An 18,959-nucleotide genomic window follows, 5' to 3' on the forward strand; every position below is an offset into this window, starting at 1 on the left:
CTCTGAAACGGCACAGTGTACCGCCTCACGGCACAGTGAAGGGGTTGGATCCGGTGACGGCGCACAGCGGACGACATTTCCTGCAGATCCCCGGGCCGACCAACGTCCCGGACCGGGTGTTGCGGGCCATGGCCCGGCCCACCATCGACCACCGCGGACCGGAGTTCGCCGAACTCGCGCGCGACCTGCTCCGGCGGCTCGGGCCGGTCTTCGGCACCGGCGGTCCGGTCGTCGTCTATCCCTCCTCGGGCACCGGCGCCTGGGAGGCGGCGCTCGTCAACACCCTCTCGCCGGGCGACCGCGTACTCGCCTTCGACACCGGCCACTTCGCGACCCTCTGGCGCGACATGGCCGAGGGACTCGGGCTGGTCGTCGACCTCGTCCCCGGCGACTGGCGGCGCGGCGTCGACCCGGCCGCCGTCGCCGAACGCCTCGCCGCGGACCGGGCGCACGCCGTCGCCGCGGTGCTGGTCGTCCACAACGAGACCTCGACCGGGGTCACCAGCCGGGTACCGGAGATCAGGGCAGCCATCGACGACGCGGACCATCCCGCGCTGCTGCTGGTCGACACGATCTCCTCGCTGGCCTCCATCGACTACCGGCACGACGCGTGGGGCGTCGACGTCACGGTCGGCTGCTCACAGAAGGGCCTGATGCTGCCACCGGGACTGGGGTTCAACGCGATCAGCCAGAAGGCGCTCGCGGCCGCCGACACGGCGCGGCTGCCGCGCTCGTACTGGGACTGGGCACCGATCCTGGCGGCCAACGAGGGCGGCCACTTCCCGTACACCCCGCCCACCAACCTGCTCTACGGGCTGCGGGAGGCGCTGCTCCTGCTCGAGGAGGAGGGGCTGTCCGCGGTGTTCGCGCGGCACGACCGCCATGCCGAGGCGACCAGGGCCGCCGTCCGGGGCTGGGGCCTCGAAGTGCTGTGCGCCGACGAGCGGGAGTACTCGAGCTCCCTGACCGCCGTGCTGCTCGGCGACGGCCACGACGCGGACAAGGTCCGGCAGATCATCCTGGACCGCTTCGACATGTCGCTCGGCACCGGGCTCGGCAGGCTCGCCGGTCGGGTGTTCCGGATCGGACACCTCGGCGACCTCAACGACCTCACCCTGGCCGGCACCCTCGCCGGGGTGCAGCTGGGCCTCCAACTGGCCGGGGTGGCCGTCGACCCCGGCGGCCTCCAGGCCGCCCTCGACGTGCTGCGCGCCGCGCACGAGGACCGGACCGGCGACCGGGGAGAGGAGTCGCGATGACCGCCCCGACCCCGCGCCCGACCGTCGGCGCCCGACTGGAACGCGCGCTCGCCGCCACGCTCGACGGCGAGGTCGCCTTCGACGACTACACCCGCCACCTGTTCTCGCGCGACGCCAGCATGTACGCGATCACCCCGCTGGGCGTGGCGTTCCCGCGGCACGCGGACGACGTCGCGTCGGCGGTGCGGGCGGCCGGCGAACTCGGCGTGCCCGTCGTGCCCCGGGGCGCCGGGACCAGCCTGGTCGGCCAGACCATCGGGCCCGGGCTGGTGCTCGACACCTCCCGGCACATGAACCGGATCCTGGAGATCGACCCGGTGGCGCGCACGGCGCTGGTCGAGGTCGGCGTGGTGCAGGACCAGCTCAACCAGGCCGCCGCCGCCCACGGGCTGATGTTCGGCCCCGACACCTCCACCAGCAACCGGGCCACCATCGGCGGAATGATCGGCAACAACTCGGCCGGCAGTGGCTCGCTGACCTACGGCATGACGATCGACCATGTGCGGGCGCTCGACGTGGTGCTCTCCGACGGCTCCCGCGCCCGGTTCGAGCCGGTCGACGAGGCCGAGCGGGCGCGCCGCGCGACGGCGGCGACCTTGGAGGGCCGGATCCACCGGGAGCTGCCGGGGCTGGTCGAGGTCCACGCGGACGCCATCACCGCCGGGATGCCGGCGTTCTGGCGGCGCGCCTGCGGCTACCGGCTCGACCGGCTGGTGGGCTTCGGCCCGGACAGGCCCTTCGACCTGGCCAAGTTCGTGGTCGGAGCCGAGGGCACCCTGGTGGTCGCCACCCACGCCCTGGTCGACCTGGTGCCCAGGCCGGCACGAACGGTCTACGCCGTCGGTCACTTCGCCGACACGCCGAGCGCCATCTCCGCCACCACGGACGCCCTGGACTGCGACCCCCACCAGGTCGAGCTGATGGACCGCACCATCCTCGAACTCTCCCGCCGGAAGCTTGAGTTCGCCGGCCTCGGGGACATCCTGGTGGGAGACCCCGGGGCCCTGCTGTTCGTCTCCTTCGCCGGCGACGACGAGGCGGAACTGATCGCCGGGCTGGACCGACTCGACGCCGTGTGGCGGCGGAACGGGCACGGCTACCACACGCTCCGCGCCGTCACGCCCGCCGAGCAGGCCGCGCTGCTGAAGGTGAGGAAGTCCAGCCTCGGGCTGCTCATGGCCGCCGGCCAGGGCACCCGCCGACCGCTGGCCTTCATCGAGGACACCGCCGTGGACCCGGCCGTCCTCGCCGAGTACACCACGCGGCTCAAGAAGATCCTGGACGACCACGGTCTTGAGGCGGGCTTCTACGGCCACTGCTCCGTGGGATGCCTGCACATCCGCCCGTTCGTCGACCTCACCGAGCCCGACGAGGTCGCGAGGATGCGTGCCGTCGCCGAGGCGGTCAGGGACCTCGTCACCGAGTACGGCGGGGTCAACTCCAGCGAGCACGGCGACGGCCTGGCCCGCAGCGAGTTCAACCGGGAGATCTTCGGCGACGAACTCTACGAGGCCATGCGCGCGGTCAAGCGCCTCTTCGACCCCGCCAACATCATGAACCCCGGCAAGATCGTCGACGCCCCGTCGATGACCGACAACCTTCGCGACCGCGATGCCCTGCCCCCCGCCCCTCCGCTGCGGACCACCCTGGACTTCGAGGTCGTCGGCGGCATGCGCGGGGCCGCCGACCGCTGCATGAACATCGGCGCCTGCCGCAAGGCCACCGCCGGCGTCATGTGCCCCTCCTACATCGCCACGAGGAACGAGGAACACTCCACCCGGGGCCGCGCCAACGCCCTGGTGAAGGCGCTGTCGGAGCCCGACCCGCACGCCGCACTCGGCGACGAGCGGCTGCACGAGATCCTCGACCTCTGCCTGATGTGCAAGGCCTGCAAGACCGAGTGCCCGATGAGCGTCGACATGGCCTCACTCAAGGCAGAGACCCTCGCCCACCACCACCAGATCCACGGCACCCCCCTGCGCTCGCGCGTCTTCGCCGCGATCCGCGCCCTCAATCGGCTCGGGTCCGCGACCGCGCCGCTGTCCAACCTCCCCGGACGCGTCCCGCTCCTGCGCCGACTCCTGGAGCGCGCCCTCGGCATCACCGCCGCCCGCCCGCTGCCCACCTTCCACCGCGACAGCCTGCCGCGGTGGTTCCGCCGTCACCGCCCGCCCACACCCCGGGGCGCGGCGCCGCTCGGCACCGTCACCTGGCTCGCCGACTCCTTCACCACCTACACGGAACCAGGCATCGGCCGGGCCGCCGTCGAACTGCTCGAACTCGCCGGATGGCGCGTCGAACTCGCCACCGGCGGCTGCTGCGGACGCTCCGGCATGTCCAAGGGACTGCTGGACGACGCCGCGAAGAAGGCGTCGGCGCTGGTCGCCTCGCTCGACCGCGACACGGACGCCGAATCGCCGATCGTCGGCTGCGAGCCCTCCTGCGTGTTCATGGTGCGCGACGAGTACGCCACGCTGCTGCCCGACTCCGCCCCGGCACGCGCGGTGGCGAAGCGGGTCAGGCAGGTCGAGGAACTCCTCGTCGAGGCCGTCGACGCGGGCCTGCTCACCCTGCGCGCCGACTCCTGGCTCGCCGGGCGGCGCGTCGTCTACCACGGCCACTGCCACCAGAAGGCCGAGGTGGGCACCGCCGCCACCCTCGCCCTGCTCCGCCGGATCCCGGGCGCCGAGGTCGTGGAGATCGACGCCGGCTGCTGCGGGATGGCCGGCTCCTTCGGCTTCGAGTCCGAGCACTACCAGACGTCCATGACCGTCGGCGGCGACCGGCTGTTCCCGGCGCTGGCCGCGGAACCGGCGGACACGGTGGTGGCCGCGACCGGCGTGTCGTGCCGGCAGCAGATCTTCCACGGCGCGGGCCGCACCGCCTGGCACCCGGTGGAACTGGTGCGGGAGGCGCTGGCCGACCGTGACCGGGGAGAACCGGGCGCCTAGCGCCCCGCAGCCTCGGCGTCACCCCCCGCGAGCCAACGTCTGCCCCGAGGAGCGTCGATGTCCCCCCAAGCACTCTCCATCGTCGGCCTGGTTCTCGTCTTCCTCTTCGCGACCGTGCGATCCGTCAACATGGGAGCGGTCGCCTTCCTCGGCGCCTTCCTGCTCGGCACCTTCGTCTTCGGAAAGACCGAGGACGACCTCTTCGCCGGATTCCCCGGCGACCTCTTCGTCGTCCTGGTCGGCGTGACCCTGCTCTTCGCCATCGCCAGGTGCAACGGCACGGTCGACTGGCTCATCCAGGCCGGGGTGCGGGCCGTGCGGGGGCGGATAGCCCTGATCCCCTGGGTGATGTTCGTCGTCACCAGCCTGCTGACGGCGGTGGGCGCCGTGGTGCCGGGCGCGGTGGCGATGATGGCGCCGATCGGCCTGAACTTCGCCACCCGCCACAGGATCGACCCGATGCTCATGGGGCTGCTCGTCATCAACGGCGCCAGCGCCGGCGGCTTCTCGCCGATCAGCATCTACGGCAGCACCACCAACGGGGTCGTGGAGCGCAGCGGGCTGCCCGGCAGCCCCGTCACGCTGTGGGTCAGCTCCCTGCTCTTCAACACGCTGCTGAGCGTCGTGGTGTTCTTCCTGTTCGGCGGGCGGCGGCTGCTGCGCCGGCGCGTCGACGCCGAACCCGCCCGGCGGGGCGAGACGGACCGGCCGGGCGGCGGCGGGAGCACCGTGACCCGGGCGGCTGACACGAAGGACACGGACGTCACCACCCTGAACGCGCAGCGAATCGCGACGCTCGCCGGACTCGTCGTGCTGGCGGTCGGCGCGCTCGCGCTGGAGTTCGACGTGGGGCTGCTGGCGTTGAGCATCGCCACCACCCTCCTCCTGCTGTGGCCCGAGACCACCAGGACATGCGTCTCCGACGTCGCGTGGCCCACCGTGATGCTGGTCTGCGGCGTGGTCACCTACGTGGGGCTGATGGAGAGCGTGGGCACCATCGACCACCTCGGCGAGAGCGTCGCCGGCATCGGGACCCCGCTGCTGGCCGCCTTCCTCATCTGTCTCATCGGCGGCGGCGTCTCGGCGTTCGCGTCGACCACCGGCATCCTCGGCGCGCTCGTCCCGCTCGCGGTGCCCTTCCTGTACACCGGGCAGGTCGGCGCGGTCGGCCTGATCACCGCGCTGGCGATCTCGGCCTCGGTGGTCGACTCCTCCCCGTTCTCCACCAGCGGAGCGCTCGTCGTGGCCAGCACCCCGGCGGAGGCCCGGGACGCGACGTTCCGAGGGCTGATGATCTGGGGCATGAGCATGATCGCGATCGCGCCCCTGGTGTCCTGCGCCGTCTTCGTGCTGCCAGGCTGGCTCTGACGGCAGGCGAGGACCGATGCGGCACCGACCGCCCTACCCGAACCAACCTGTCGGTGCTCCGCACCGAACCGCCCCTGGTCGAGCGCCCCGCCCACCCGCCGCGCACCCGAAGGACGCGCACCCGCCCATACCCGGCATTCGGGACGTCGTCGGGAGAGAATGGCGGACCGACGGCGAGGGGCCGGCGGAGCGTGCGGTCCGCGGGCGCTCGTCCGCGAACCACTGTGGAGGCGGACGTGACGGTGAGCCGGGTCGGTCTGGTCGTGCACGGCGGGCGCCCGGCGGCGCGGGACGCGGCACGGGCCGTGCACGCGTGGTGCGCCGAACACGCCCTGCCCTGCGCCGACATCGACGTGTGGGAGGAGGGCGGGCGGCGCAGCGCCCGCGAGGAGGTCGCGTCCGCCGGCGATCCCGACCTCATCGTCACCCTCGGAGGCGACGGCACCTTCCTGCGCGGCGCCCGGCTGGCCGCCGAGCACGACGCGCTGCTCCTGGGCGTCGACCTCGGCCGTCTCGGGTTCCTGACGGAGGTCTCGGCGGACGAGGTGCTCTCGGCGCTGGACGCGGTGCTGGCCGGCCGGCTCGCCGTCGACCACCGCATGCTGCTCACGCTGCGTGCCTCGCGCCGGCTCGAAGTGCCGCCGGACGTCGAGGCGTTGATGAGGTACGGGCGAGGGCCCCTGCTGCCGCCGCCCCGGGTGCGGACGGACTGCGCGACCGACGACGAGTGGGGCATCGCGCTGAACGTCTTCGCGCTCAACGACGTCGTCCTGGAGAAGCTCTCGCGGGACCGGCAGGTGTCCGTCGGGGTCTACCTGGCCGGGAGGCTGCTGGCCTCCTACTCGGCCGACGCCCTGCTGGTGGCCACGCCGACCGGCTCCACCGCCTACAGCTTCGCCGCCGGCGGACCCGTGGTGTCGCCCCGCGCCGAGGCCCTCGTCTTCACCCCGATCGCGCCGCACATGGCGTTCGACCGCTCCGTCGTCACGGCACCCGACGAGCCCATCGGCCTCCGGGTGCTCGAACGGTCGGGCCAGGCGGCCGTCAGCGTCGACGGTCAGCTGCGCGGCGTGCTCGACCCCGGCGACTGGATCGGCGTCTACGCGGCCCGGCGCCGGCTGCGCGCCGCGCGCCTGAAGCCGATGGACTTCTACGGCCGGCTGCGCGCGCGGATGAACCTCACCGACGCGCCGGCCGCGGTCGCCGACGGCACCCCCGCCCCGCTCTGGTCGGTGACGACCCCGCCGCCAGGCGACCTCGCCCACCTCACGCTGCTCACCGAGCCGTCCGAACCCCCTGGCCCGCGGGACGAAGCCGGCTGACGGCCCGCCGCCCGACCGGTCCCCGGCGGGAGGGTGAATGTCGTTCCGGGCAGTGTCACGGCCTGCCTCCGGGCCCGGCCGTCGGCCTAGCCTGCGGTCATGACGACGAGCACGACGAGCCTCACGCTGAACAACGGCGTCGACATCCCCGCCCTCGGGTTCGGGGTCTTCCAGACCCCGCCGGAGCAGACGGTCGAGGCGGTCGAGACCGCGCTGCGGATCGGGTACCGGCACATCGACACGGCCGCGGCCTACTTCAACGAACGCGAGGTCGGCGAGGCCATCCGCCGCTCCGGCCTCCGGCGCAACGACCTGTTCCTCGAGACCAAGGTCTGGATCAACGACTACGGCTACGAGGAGACCCTGCACGCGTTCCAGAAGGCCGTCGGGAAGCTCGGCGTCGACCACCTCGACCTGCTGATCCTGCACCAGCCCCTGCCCAGCGCGTTCGAGCGCACCATCGCCGCCTACCGTGCCCTGGAGCGGCTGCAGGCCGACGGCAGGGTCCGCGCCATCGGCGTCAGCAACTTCATGCCCGAGCACCTGGACCGCCTGCTGGCCTCCGTCTCGGTGGTGCCGGCGGTGAACCAGATCGAGGTCCACCCCTACTTCCGCCAGTCCGAGCTGCTCGCGGTCGACGCCCGGCACGGCATCCTCTCCCAGGCGTGGTCCCCGATCGGCGGCATCACGTTCTACTTCGGCGGCGACGGCACCAGCACGCTGGACGACCCGGTCATCGCGCGTGTCGCGCGCGCCCACGGCAGGACCCCCGCGCAGGTCATGCTGCGCTGGCACCTGCAACAGGGCCGCTCCGCGATCCCCAAGTCGACCAGGCCCGAGCGCATCGCCGAGAACTTCGACGTCTTCGACTTCGAACTCACCGACGCCGAGCTGAGCGCGATCGACGGACTCGACCAGGGCGTGCGACGCGGCCCGGACCCGGACTCCATCACCCTCGCCAACTACGGCCGCGAGATCCCCGAGGCATGACGGCGGCGCGCCGGATCCCGGGCGGGTGCCCGCGGTGCCGGGGGCGCTCAGCCCTCCTCTGAGGTGGTGACCTCGTCGCCGCCGCCGATGCCCTCGCCGGCGTGCGGCTCCACGACCCCGAAGAAGATCAGCGCGAGCAGCACGACGCCGATGACGACCCGGTACCAGACGAACGGCATGTAGCTGCGGGTGCTGACCCACTTCATGAACCAGGCGATGATGGCGTAGCCGACGACGAACGCCACGACCGTGGCCAGGATCGTCGGACCCCAGGAGACGTGGGAGCCCTCCTCGCCGATCGAGGTGAGCTCGTAGCCGCCGGAGGCGAGCACGGCGGGGATGGCCAGCAGGAAGGCGTACCGGGCGGCCGCCTCCCGCTTGTAGCCGAGGAAGAGGCCGCCGGTGATCGTCGCGCCCGACCTGGAGACGCCCGGCACCAGTGCCATCGCCTGGCAGAGCCCGAACAGCAGGCCGTCCCTGACGCTCAGCTGGTCGAGCGACTTGCGCTCGCGGACCGCCCGGTGGCGGCCCCCCAACGCGTCGCGGGCCGCCATCCGGTCGGCGACGCCCAGGATCACGCCCAGCACGATCAGGTTCATGGCGATGAGACGCAGGTCGCGGAACGGCCCGTCGATGGCGTCCTGGAGGGTGAGCCCGAGCACGCCGATCGGGATGGTGCCGATGATCACCAGCCAGCCCATCCGCGCGTCGGGGTTCGAGCGCGCCTCCTTGTCCGTCAGCGACCGGAACCAGGCGGACACGATCCGCACGATGTCCTTGCGGAAGTAGATGAGCACCGCGAGCTCGGTGCCGATCTGCGTCACGGCGGTGAACGCGGCGCCCGGGTCCTCCCAGTCGAAGGCCACGGCGGTGAGCCGCAGATGGGCGCTGGAGGAGATCGGCAGGAACTCCGTCAGCCCCTGGACAAGCCCGAGAATGATCGATTCGAACCAAGACATGGACTCTGCGGCATCCCGGGCGTGTGAAAGAGCGGGCGACGGCATGGGCTGGGGTGGGCGCCGAACGACCCCACACCCCGTTCCCACGGCACTCTAAGCCAGAGCGCGACGCGAGCCGTAACGCGGGCCGCGAAAACCGTTCGACGGCCGGACCCCGGCGGCGCGATCATGGGCACATGTTCCGGCACGCCTTCGCTCTCGCGCCGTCCGCCCTGGCGGACGCGCCGAAGGCTGCCGTCGTCCTCCTCGCACCCCCCACCCCGGTCGCCCACCTGGACGGCGCCCGAAGCTGACCCTTCCCGGACACACCGCGGACCCCGCAGGGGGAGGGTCGGCCGGTCAGCGACGGGGTCCGCGCCCCGGCCCCGGGCCGTCAGCCCGCGCCGGGAGACCAGCCAGCAGCGAGGAAGCATCCCGCCATGCCCAAGCAGGCGTACACGCGCACCAAACCGCACCTGAACATCGGCACCATGGGCCACGTCGACCACGGCAAGACGACCCTGACCGCCGCCATCACCAAGGTGCTCAGCGACCGTGGCACCGGCTCCTTCGTCCCCTTCGACCGGATCGACAGGGCCCCGGAGGAGGCGGCGCGCGGCATCACCATCACCATCTCGCACGTCGAGTACGAGACCGGGACCAGGCACTACGCGCACGTCGACATGCCGGGCCACGCCGACTACGTCAAGAACATGATCACCGGCGCGGCCCAGCTGGACGGCGCGATCCTGGTCGTCTCGGCGCTCGACGGGGTGATGCCGCAGACCGCCGAGCACGTGTTGCTGGCCCGTCAGGTCGGCGTCGAGCACATCGTGGTGGCGCTCAACAAGGCGGACGCGGGGGACGACGAGCTGACCGACCTGGTCGAGCTCGAGGTCCGCGAGCTGCTCACCGCGCACGGCTACCCCGGTGAGCTGCTGCCCGTGGTCCGGGTCTCCGGGCTCGGCGCGCTCAACGGCGAGCCGCGCTGGACCGCCGCCATCGAGGCCCTGCTCGACGCCGTGGACACCTACGTCCCGGTGCCGGAGCGCTACCTCGACGCGCCGTTCCTGCTGCCGGTGGAGAACGTGCTCACCATCACCGGGCGCGGCACGGTCGTCACCGGCGCCGTCGAGCGCGGCACGGTGCGGCTCGGCGACCGGGTGGCGGTGCTCGGCGCGGACGTCGAGACCGTGGTCACCGGGCTCGAGACCTTCGGCAAGCCGATGGCCGAGGCCCAGGCCGGGGACAACGTGGCCCTGCTGCTGCGCGGAGTGGCGAGGGACGCGGTGCGCCGGGGGCACGTGGTGGCCCGACCGGGCAGCGTCGTGCCACGCTCCGGCTTCACGGCCGAGGTGTACCTGCTGTCGGCCGCCGAGGGCGGCCGGCGCACGGCGATCGCCACCGGCTACCGGCCGCAGTTCTATATCAGGACCGCGGACGTGGTCGGCGACATCACGCTGCCCGGCGGCGGCGTGGCGCTGCCGGGCGAGACCGTCACCATGGCGGTCGAGCTCGGCCAGCCGGTGCCCCTGGAGGCGGGCCTCGGCTTCGCCGTCCGCGAGGGCGGCCGCACCGTCGGCGCCGGCACCGTCACGGCGGTCGACGGCGCCTGACCGCGGCCGGCCCGCCGGTCCTGGAGCGCGCCTCCAGGACCGGCGGGCCAGAATGGGACCGTGCACGAGCCCATCCCGGACGCGCAGGACGAGCCGACACCCGTGGTCAGGGCCGTCGACCTGGGCACCGCCCGGCTGCTTCCCGACCTCGACCGGCCGCGCGCCTGGCTGCTCACCGTGGACGGCGCGCCCCAGTCCCACCTGGACCTGGACGACCCGGGTCACCTGGAGTTCGAGTACGCCAGGCGGCTCGCCCACGTGCTGGACGTGGCCGCCCCGCCCGGCGCCCCGCTCGACGTGCTGCACCTGGGCGGCGGGGCGCTCACCCTGCCCCGCTACGCGGCCTGGCGCCGGCCAGGCTCGCGACAGCGGGTGGCCGAGGTGGACCGGGGGCTCGTCGACCTGGTCGCCGAGCGGTTGCCGCTGCCGCCGGGGTCGGGGATCGAGGTGGTGGTCGAGGACGCGGGCGCGCTGCTGGCCGCGGCGCCGACCGACTCGGCGGACGTCGTCCTGGCCGACGTCTTCCGCGGCTCCCGGATCCCCACCCATCTCACCGGCGTCGGGCACGTCGCCGAGGCGGCCCGGGTGCTGCGGCCCGGCGGCAGCTATGCCGCCAATCTCGCCGACTCCGCGCCGCTCGACTTCACCCGCGCCCAACTGGCCACGCTCCGGGTCCACTTCGCCGAGCTGTGCCTGATCGCCGAGCCCGCGGTGCTGCGCGGCCGACGCTTCGGCAACGTGGTGCTGGTCGCCTCCGACGCCCCGCTCCCGGTGGCCGAACTGGCCCGGGGGGCCGCCGCCGACCCGTTTCCCGCCCGGGTGGTGCACGGCGCGGAGCTGACCCGGCTGATCGGCGACGCCGAACCGGTGCGGGCGGCCGCCGGCCTGCCCTCGCCCCGCCCGCCGTCCGGCGCCTTCGACCTGGCCTGACCGGCCGGCCGGATCGGGCGGGCGACCCCGTTCCCAGCTTCATTACTCGCTGGTAACCTCATCGTATGACTGACGCCACGCCCGCCGCGGAGCCGTCCGTCGGCGAACTGCTCGCGGCCACGGTGCCCATGGTCCGGACGCTCAACCTCCAGTACGAGGAGGTCACGCCGGAGCGCGCCGTGCTCCGCCTCCCGGACCAGCCGGAGTTCGCCAACCACCTCGGCGGCCCGCACGCCGGCGCCATGTTCACGCTGGCCGAGTCCGCGAGCGGCGCCATCGTCCTGGCCGCCTTCGGCGACCAGCTGTCCCGCGCCGTGCCGCTGCCGGTCCGCGCCGACATCGCCTTCAAGAAGGTCGCCAGAGGACCGGTGACCGCCGTCGCCACCCTGGGCCGCCCGGCCGCCGATGTGCTGGCCGAACTCGACGCCGGCCGGCGGCCCGAGTTCCCCATCACCATCGACATCACCCGCGAGGACGGCGCCGTCACGGGCGAGATGACCGTGCTGTGGACCCTGCGGCCCAACGACCCGCCGGTCGACGGCGGTTGAGTCGCTAGCCGGTCGCCAGCAGCAGCGTGCCCGTCATCGCGAGACAGGCGCCCGCGGCCTGGACGGCGCGTAGTCGCTCGCGCAGCATGCCGCAGGCGGCGAGCGCCGTCACCACCGGGTACAGCGAGGCCAGCATGGCGGCCACCGTCACCGGGCCGATCCGGGTGGCCAGCGTGTAGGTGGCGTTGGCCGCCACGTCGGCGAGCCCCACGAAGAGCAACGAGGGCAGGGCGGACCGCACCGCGCCCAGCCCCTCCGCGGGCAGCACCGGCGAGCCGCGCCGCGCGGCCACCCACAGCGCGACGCCGCCGGCCAGCACGTTGCACAGCCGCTGCGTGAACAGGGCGAGGAACAGGCCGGTCACCGTCGTGGACGCCGCGGAGATCAGCGCCAGCACCGCGCCGAAGCCGAGCGCCGACACCAGCGTCAGGCCCAGCGTCTCGCGCTGCACCGCGGCGCCGCGCAGCTGCGGCCCGCCGGCCAGCACCACGCCGGCGAAGGCGACCAGCAGCCCGGTGTACTGCGCGCCGCCCGGCCGTTCCCCCTGGAGCAGCGCCACCGCGAACGGCACCACCACCGCCGTGGAGACCAGCGGCGACACCACGCCCATCGGCCCGCGCGCCAGCGCCCGGTAGAAGCACAGCAGCACCAGCGGGCCGATCACTCCGGCCGCGACCGCGAACCACAGCCGCCAGCCGAACTCCGTCCACGCCGAGGTGGCGACCACGACGGCGCCGAGCACCACGACGGCCAGCGCCTGCGAGACCACCGTGACCGTGAGCGCCGGGACGCGCCGCGCCAGCAGCCCGCCACCGAAGTCTGCCAACCCCCAGAGCAGGCTGGTGGCCAGGGCCAGGGCTACCATCGGATACCTCGCAGTGCAGTCTGATGAACATGAAGTCCAGCGCACCGTAGCTCAAAATACTGCACTGTGCCATTCAGTATATTGATCGAGAGGCCCGCGCCCGTGACCAACCTCGACCAGCTCTCCCAGTCGCTCGCCCGCAACCTGCGGCGGCTGCGCACCGAACGCGGCCTCACGCTGGACGCCCTCGCGGCCCGCGCCGGCGTCAGCCGGGGCATGCTCATCCAGATCGAACAGGCGCGGACCAACCCCAGCGTCGGCACCGTGGTGAAGGTCGGCGACGCGCTCGGCGTCAGCATCACCACGCTGCTCGACTTCGACCAGGCGCCGAAGGTCCGGCTCGTCCCCGCCGAGCAGGCCGTCCGCCTGTGGTCCACGGCGGCCGGCAGCCACAGCACCCTGCTCGCCGGCACCGAGGCACCCGGGCCGCTCGAGCTCTGGGAGTGGCGTCTCATGCCGGGGGAGAGCAGCGCCTCCGACCCCCACCCGATCGGCACCTCCGAGCTGCTGCACGTCACCGCCGGCGTGCTGACCCTGCGTCTGGACGGCGTCGACCACGAGGTGCCCGCCGGCGCCTCCGCCTCCTTCGAGTCCCACGTCGCGCACGCCTACCGCAACGACGGCACCGAGCCGGTCGAGATGACCATGGCCGTCTCGGTCCCCGGCTACTCCCACTGACCCGCGCCGGGCGTGCGGTAGCGTGCCGACATGCGCGCCCCCATCGGAGACTTCGCCGACGTCCGCCCCGCCCCCGACTGCCTGGACCTGCTCGTTGAGCCGGTGGCCGCCGCCGTCCGGGACTGGCGGGGTCCGTTGCCGGCCGACGAGGTGCTCTACGTGGACACCGACCCGGAGAAGGCCGACACCGCCGTCTTCGTCGAGAGCTACGGCAGGGACCTGCTCGACGCGTCCGCCAACTGCGTCGTCGTCGCCGGCAAGCGGGCCGGCGAGACCAGCCTCGCCGCCTGCCTGGTCCCCGCCACCACCCGGGTCGACGTCAACGGCGTGGTCCGCCGCCAACTCGCGGCCCGCAAGGCGTCCTTCGCGCCGCACGACACCGCCGTCGGCGCCACCGGCATGGAGTACGGCGGCATCACCCCGATCGGGCTGCCCGCCGACTGGCCCCTGCTGCTCGACGCCGCCGTGACCGAGCTGCCGCACGTCCTCGTCGGCAGCGGTCGGCGCCGCGGCAAGCTGATCCTGCCGGGCAAGGCGCTCCTCCAACTCCCCGGCGCCGTCGTGCTGGAGGGCCTCGGCCGCTGACCGCGTCCGCGCCCTGCTCGACGGCCCTCGTCCGGCATAGAGTTGGCCCGTCGAGAACTGGCGCGAGGCATCGGAGTCGGCCCCGGATGACGTATCAGATCCCGCCCGAGACGGTGGACTTCATCGACCGGGACGAGGAACGGGCGCGCGCCCTGCGGGCCGTGGCCGAGTGGGACGAACCCAGCAGGCCGCTGTGGATCGCGCTGAGCGGCCTCGGCGGTGTCGGAAAGACCGAGCTCGGACTCCACCTCGCCCGTCGGCTCCGCGACCGGTTCGCCGACGGCGTCCTCTACCTCGACCTCGACGAACTGCGCCGGGACGGCGTGGTGGACGTCCTCGACGTCCTGGGCGACCTGCTCGGCCCGCTCAGCGACGGGTCCGACTGGCTGAACCTCTCGCTCGGCGCCCGCCGCCGGCAGTACTGGCGGCTGACCGAGGGGAAACGGCTGCTGGTCTTCGTCGACAACGTCCGCTACGGCAGCGAGGTACAGCCACTGCTGCCCGCCTCGGGCGGCAGCACCGTGATCGTCGCCAGTCAGGGCCCGCTGTACGACCTGCCGGACGGCGGCGGCGTCGAACTCCGGCTCGGCCCGCTCGACGACGCCCACGCCCTCCGGCTGCTGCGCAGCGTGGTGGACGATCCGCGGCTCGACGCCGAACCCGAGGCGGTCGCCCGACTGCTGCGGCTCTGCTCCGGCTTGCCGGTCGCCCTGCACGTCGCCGCCCGGCTGGTCCGCAAGCACCGCCGACGTCCGCTGGCGCGGCTGCTCACCACGTTCACCGCCGAGTTGGAGGAGCGAGGGCTGCCCATGGTCGACCAGGTGTGGGACGCCGCATACCGCGACCTCGGCCCCGAAGCCGCCCTGCTCTACCGCTTCTTGGGCGCCGCGCCCGACGCGCCCCTGTCCCCGGCCGCCGCGGCGGCCCTGCTCGGCCGGGGCGCCGAGGCCGCCGAGGACGCCATCGAGGAGCTGGAGACCGCCGGGCTGCTCGAACCGCGCGGCGACCACAAGCGCGTGCCGGGGCCCCTGCGCGCGCACGCCAGGCGGCGCGCCCGTCACGACGCCGACGAGGACCAACTCGCCCAGGCCCGCCGGCGGATCGTCCGCTGGTACCTGCGTCAGGCGCAACGCGCGGACCTGATCGCGGCCGGCAGCCGACTGACCCTGGGCGAACCGGTCCCCGCACTGCCAGACGCTCCCGACGTCGACTTCGGGCCCGGGGACGCCGCCAAGACGCGCGCCCTGCGCTGGCTGGAGGAGGAGCGGCACGCGCTGTACGCCGGCGTCCGCCTCGCCCACGAGCACGGACTCGACGCCGAGGCATGGGCGTTGTGCGAGCCGCTGTGGACCCACTTCCTCGACCACAAGCGCTACGTGGACACCGTCGATGCCTTCCGCACCGGAGTCGCCGCGGCCCAGCGCGCCGGCCACGTGCCGGCGCTGATCCGGATGCGGTGCCAGCTGGCCAGAGCGCTGTGGGAGCGTGGCGACGTGTCCGAGGCGGGCGAGGAGATGACGCGCGCCGGGACGGCTACCGCCGCCCTCGGCGACAGCGCCCCCGAGCGTAAGCTCGCCGCCTCCGTCCGCGAGTTCACCGGATCACTCCGCTCGGTCGGGGGCGACTGGGCCGGCGCGGCCGAGGAGTTCGAGGCGGCACGACAGGTCCACCTGGCGATCGGCAACCGCTACGGCGCGGCGCTCCAGACCTACCGACTCGGCGAGGCCCTGGCCGAGCTCGGCGAACTCGACCGCGCCGCCGAGCTGTTGGCCACCGCCCACGAGGCGATGGCGGGAGAGCTCGGGCGCCCGCGGATGGCCGCCCGCACCGGCTTCGCACTCGCCGGCGTGCTGCGTCGACGCGGTCGGCTCGACGCGGCGCGCGTGCTGTACGAGGAGTCGCTGGCCGCTGCCAGGGCACGCGGCTCCAGCTATGACGAGGCGCGCGTCCTGGACACGCTCGGCGCGCTGGCCGAGGAGGCGGGCGAGGAGGAGGCGGCCGCCGAACACCGCGAGCTGGCCCACGCCATCCGCCGACGCAACGGCGTCGACGGCTGAGCGCCTCGGGCGGAGGCGGCCGCGCGAGCGCTCAGGAACCGGCCGACGGCCGGTCGACGAGGCCGTCGAGGACCGGTGGCCGGTAGCCCGGGCCCTTGAGCACCTTGCCGTCGGCCCGGCGGAGAACCCGGCCGTCCGCGTCGAGCTTGCTCATGTTGGACCGGTGGACCTCGACGAAGACGGCCGGCAGGTCGATGCCCAGCGCGTCCGCGGCGCCGTAGGTCACGTAGAGGACGTCCGCCAGTTCCTTGGCCACCGCCTGGTAGGCGGTGAGCGGGTCGTCGCCGGTGCGCAGGGCCTGCGCGAGGTCGGTGAGGGCCCCGGCGGCCTCGCGCGCCTCCTCGGTCAGCAACGTCCGGCGGTGTTCCGCCAGTTCGGGGCGTTCGGCCCCGGCCTCACCATCGAACACCTCGCGGAACTCGGCGACTCGTCGCATCGGCTCATGGTCCATGCCCTGAGCCTAGGCCCTCTCCGGCCCGGTTCCTCAGGGCCCGGCCCACACCGTCCGTGCCAGCTCCGCCGGCGTCGCGGGGGCGAGCCGCACCCGGTTCGCGCGGCCCCCTGTCACGCAGGTGAACTCCGGGGGCGGGGCCGGTCGCCAGGCGTGCAGCCCGCAGAGGACCGCGGCGGGGTCAGGGAGGTACGCCGTGCCGTCCTGGCGGCTCTGCTCGATCCTGGCCGCCAACGGTGGGCCCGATCGGGAGGCCAGCAGGCAGAGTTCCGGGGAGAGGATGATCCCGGCCGTCTGGCAGGCCGGATGGTCCGCGAGGGTGTCGAGGAGCCAGCGCTCGGCGCTGCGGCCCTCGGCGTGCGGCGCGGGCTCGCCCGGCGACCGGCGGTAGAGCAGCCCCGCCGTCTCCTCGTGTCTCCGGCCCGCCGAGCCGGACTCGGCGGCGAGGAAGTGGCCGTCAGGTCCGACCCGGTCGGGAAAGCGCTCGACCCGCACCTCGGTCCCGCTGATCCGGGTCCGGACGGCGAAGGCGCCGGGCCCGCCGGCAGGCCGCGCGGGAACGGGCAGGAGTCGGGGGACGGCGGGCCACGCGGGCGGATCGAGCCCGAGCAGCGGGTAGACGCTCGCCCGGAGCCGCGCCAGGGCTTCGTGCTGGTGGGCGAAGGCCAGTCCGGTGCGGGCGCGGGCCGCCCCGGGACGATGGCCCGCGAGTGCCGCGCCGACGCTGTCCGGGCCCGCGAACCGCGGGCTGCCGGCGAGCAGTTCGGCCGTCGGGCTGCCGGGTATCAGCTCCCGGCCGCCGTCGTAGGCGGCGATGACGGGCCGGTCGAGCGCCGCCGCGTAGAGCGCCGTCGAACCGTGGTCGCTGATCACGACGTCGGCGGCGACCAGCACCGAGGCCCACTCCTCGTGTGGCTCGGCCAGTACCAGCCCCGCGTCGAGCGCCGGGCGCAGCGGCTCCCTGAACTGGAGCGCGCCCCGCTCGCTGTGCTCGTTGGGGTGCGCGACCAGGGCCAGCTGGTAGGCGTCGTACGGCAGGCCGGCCAGCAGCTCGGCGGGCAGCGAGGGCCGGCGTCGGAGCAGGGACTCGGGACCCCAGGTCGACGTGATGACGACGAGCCGGCGCCCACCGGTGCCGAGGGCGGCCCGGAACTTCGGGCGCAGGACGGCGGATTCGAGGATCCGCTCCAGCGTCGGGTCGCCGGTGACCGTCGTCACGGTCGCCGCCGCCCGGCTCTCGACCGCCAGCCGGTCGACCTGGCTGGGGTGGGCCAGCGCGTGCAGCGCGGCGACCGGCCGGCCGCGGGACGTCAGATACGCCCGGTCGAGCCCGGAGGGCGCGCCGCCGGAGCCCTCGCCAGGGAGCGTCTTGCCGTAGCCGGCGCCATGGGGGAGCAGGACCAGGGGGCCGTGGAGCTCGCTCAGCTCCCCCTTGGGGCTGGCCGCGACGACCAGGTCGAACGCCCGCCCGCGGGCCTCGTCCCACGGGATGGTGCGCCCCCCGGCGCGTCCGACGGCGGCCAGTGCCCCGACGCCGAACTCGGAGCCGGGGACCAGGGTGAAGTACCGCTCGACCCGGTCGTCACCCTCGAAGACCGGGAGCACGTCGAGCAGTCGGTGCAGCGCCACCGCGGATCGCGCGGCGAACAGCACCGACCTCCGCGTCGCCTGTCGCCCGTCGCCCGTCGCCCGTCGCCCGTCGCCCGTCGCCCAAGTATCCATACTAGTCTTCAGAGTTGGGGTTTGTGCGCCGTTTCCGCAGTTCAGCGAGGTGATCTGGGCGTCGTCGGGCGGCATGGGCCGATCGTACCGGGGAAGGAAGAGGGGCCATGAGCGACTGGGGAATCGCGCTGATCGCCGCCGCGGCGGCCGTCGCCGGCAGTCTCGTCACCGGCTGGTTCGCCCGCAGCGCGGGCGAGCGGCAGGCGGCGGCGATGGTCGCCACCGTCCGGATGTCGATCGCCGAGCAGCGGTCCGTCCGGATGCTCGACCAGCGGCGCGTCACCTATCTGCGGTTCCTGGAGGCCGCCGAGGGCCGGGCCACCGACCGGGCGGCGCTGCGCCGGGCGTTCGACGCGGTGACGCTCGAAGGGCCGACCGAGGTCGCCGAGTCCGCGCGGACCCTGGTCGACCTGCTGCGCGGCGAGCGCTCGCTCGACGAGATCGCCCAGGCGCGCGCCGCGTTCGTGGCTGCCGCGGGAAAGGCGCTGCGGCCGCCCTCCGATGAGGCGTAGGCCACCCCTGGACGGCTGGTCAGGGGTGCGAATTGGCCTTATCCTGAGGGACGATTCCGCCCGGGGGCGGATGGACAACTCCATGCGGGCACAACCGAGGGAAGCCGGTGGAATTCCGGCACTGACCTGCAACCGTGAACGGCGCGAAGCGTCGTGAGTCGGATCGC

At 73.7% G+C, this 18,959-nt stretch carries 16 protein-coding genes; 12 read left to right on the forward strand and 4 right to left on the reverse strand.

The window, feature by feature from the left end; translation table 11 throughout:
* Window positions 1–53 precede the first annotated feature (53 nt).
* The 5 genes from RNC47_RS00805 to RNC47_RS00825 all read left to right on the forward strand — a co-directional run bounded on the left by RNC47_RS00805 (window position 54) and on the right by RNC47_RS00825 (window position 7,890).
* The gene (locus RNC47_RS00805; RefSeq protein WP_311594598.1) at window positions 54–1,259 is read left to right on the forward strand and encodes a pyridoxal-phosphate-dependent aminotransferase family protein; all 1,206 of its coding nucleotides are present in this window, start codon (window positions 54–56) and stop codon (window positions 1,257–1,259) included.
* A complete protein-coding gene (locus tag RNC47_RS00810) occupies window positions 1,256–4,210 on the forward strand; it encodes an FAD-binding and (Fe-S)-binding domain-containing protein (RefSeq protein WP_311594599.1) in 2,955 nt (984 codons plus the stop codon). The genes RNC47_RS00805 and RNC47_RS00810 overlap by 4 nt, the downstream gene beginning before the upstream one ends.
* A 57-nt stretch (window positions 4,211–4,267) precedes the next feature.
* Complete coding sequence (locus RNC47_RS00815; RefSeq protein WP_311594600.1) at window positions 4,268–5,578, forward strand: SLC13 family permease; 1,311 nt, start codon at window positions 4,268–4,270, stop codon at window positions 5,576–5,578.
* A gap of 236 nt (window positions 5,579–5,814) precedes the next feature.
* A complete protein-coding gene (locus RNC47_RS00820) occupies window positions 5,815–6,900 on the forward strand; it encodes an NAD(+)/NADH kinase (protein WP_311594601.1) in 1,086 nt (361 codons plus the stop codon).
* Between the two features lie 99 nt (window positions 6,901–6,999).
* Entirely contained in the window at window positions 7,000–7,890 is an 891-nt protein-coding gene (locus RNC47_RS00825) for an aldo/keto reductase (RefSeq protein WP_311594602.1), read from the forward strand.
* 47 nt (window positions 7,891–7,937) lie between these two features.
* On the opposite strand, the gene RNC47_RS00830 is transcribed toward RNC47_RS00825, so the two are convergent.
* The gene (locus RNC47_RS00830) at window positions 7,938–8,849 is read right to left on the reverse strand and encodes an undecaprenyl-diphosphate phosphatase (RefSeq protein WP_311594603.1); all 912 of its coding nucleotides are present in this window, start codon (window positions 8,847–8,849) and stop codon (window positions 7,938–7,940) included.
* A gap of 419 nt (window positions 8,850–9,268) precedes the next feature.
* Between RNC47_RS00830 and tuf the strand changes: the two genes are divergently transcribed.
* The 3 genes from tuf (at window position 9,269) to RNC47_RS00845 (ending at window position 11,922) form a co-directional block, all read left to right on the forward strand.
* A complete protein-coding gene (gene tuf, locus RNC47_RS00835; RefSeq protein WP_311594604.1) occupies window positions 9,269–10,444 on the forward strand; it encodes an elongation factor Tu in 1,176 nt (391 codons plus the stop codon).
* 60 nt (window positions 10,445–10,504) lie between these two features.
* A complete protein-coding gene (locus RNC47_RS00840; RefSeq protein WP_311594605.1) occupies window positions 10,505–11,374 on the forward strand; it encodes a spermidine synthase in 870 nt (289 codons plus the stop codon).
* A gap of 65 nt (window positions 11,375–11,439) precedes the next feature.
* A complete protein-coding gene (locus RNC47_RS00845) occupies window positions 11,440–11,922 on the forward strand; it encodes a DUF4442 domain-containing protein (RefSeq protein ID WP_311594607.1) in 483 nt (160 codons plus the stop codon).
* 4 nt (window positions 11,923–11,926) lie between these two features.
* Here RNC47_RS00845 and RNC47_RS00850 read toward each other — a convergent pair whose 3' ends face one another.
* Window positions 11,927–12,787 (reverse strand): DMT family transporter, encoded by an 861-nt coding sequence (locus RNC47_RS00850; protein ID WP_311594609.1) that lies wholly within the window; start codon window positions 12,785–12,787, stop codon window positions 11,927–11,929.
* Window positions 12,788–12,889: 102 nt separating this feature from the next.
* Between RNC47_RS00850 and RNC47_RS00855 the strand changes: the two genes are divergently transcribed.
* The 3 genes from RNC47_RS00855 (at window position 12,890) to RNC47_RS00865 (ending at window position 16,107) form a co-directional block, all read left to right on the forward strand.
* Window positions 12,890–13,465 carry a helix-turn-helix domain-containing protein gene (locus tag RNC47_RS00855; protein ID WP_311594610.1) on the forward strand — a complete coding sequence of 192 codons (576 nt, stop codon included), beginning with the start codon at window positions 12,890–12,892 and terminating at the stop codon, window positions 13,463–13,465.
* A 30-nt stretch (window positions 13,466–13,495) separates the two neighbouring features.
* Window positions 13,496–14,050 carry a YbaK/EbsC family protein gene (locus tag RNC47_RS00860; RefSeq protein ID WP_311594611.1) on the forward strand — a complete coding sequence of 185 codons (555 nt, stop codon included), beginning with the start codon at window positions 13,496–13,498 and terminating at the stop codon, window positions 14,048–14,050.
* Between the two features lie 86 nt (window positions 14,051–14,136).
* The gene (locus RNC47_RS00865; protein ID WP_311594613.1) at window positions 14,137–16,107 is read left to right on the forward strand and encodes a hypothetical protein; all 1,971 of its coding nucleotides are present in this window, start codon (window positions 14,137–14,139) and stop codon (window positions 16,105–16,107) included.
* A 31-nt stretch (window positions 16,108–16,138) separates the two neighbouring features.
* Here RNC47_RS00865 and RNC47_RS00870 read toward each other — a convergent pair whose 3' ends face one another.
* Window positions 16,139–16,558 (reverse strand): pyrophosphohydrolase domain-containing protein, encoded by a 420-nt coding sequence (locus tag RNC47_RS00870; protein WP_311594614.1) that lies wholly within the window; start codon window positions 16,556–16,558, stop codon window positions 16,139–16,141.
* Between the two features lie 33 nt (window positions 16,559–16,591).
* Window positions 16,592–18,211, reverse strand: coding sequence for a translation initiation factor 2 (locus tag RNC47_RS00875; RefSeq protein WP_449657342.1), 1,620 nt, complete (start codon window positions 18,209–18,211; stop codon window positions 16,592–16,594).
* A 176-nt stretch (window positions 18,212–18,387) separates the two neighbouring features.
* On the opposite strand from RNC47_RS00875, the gene RNC47_RS00880 reads away from it, so the two are divergent.
* Window positions 18,388–18,792: a hypothetical protein gene (locus RNC47_RS00880; RefSeq protein ID WP_311594616.1), complete on the forward strand. Its 405-nt coding sequence runs from the start codon at window positions 18,388–18,390 to the stop codon at window positions 18,790–18,792.
* Window positions 18,793–18,959: the final 167 nt, after the last annotated feature.

Source organism: Streptomyces millisiae (assembly GCF_031845425.1).
GTDB classification, from domain to species: domain Bacteria; phylum Actinomycetota; class Actinomycetes; order Streptomycetales; family Streptomycetaceae; genus Streptomyces; species Streptomyces millisiae.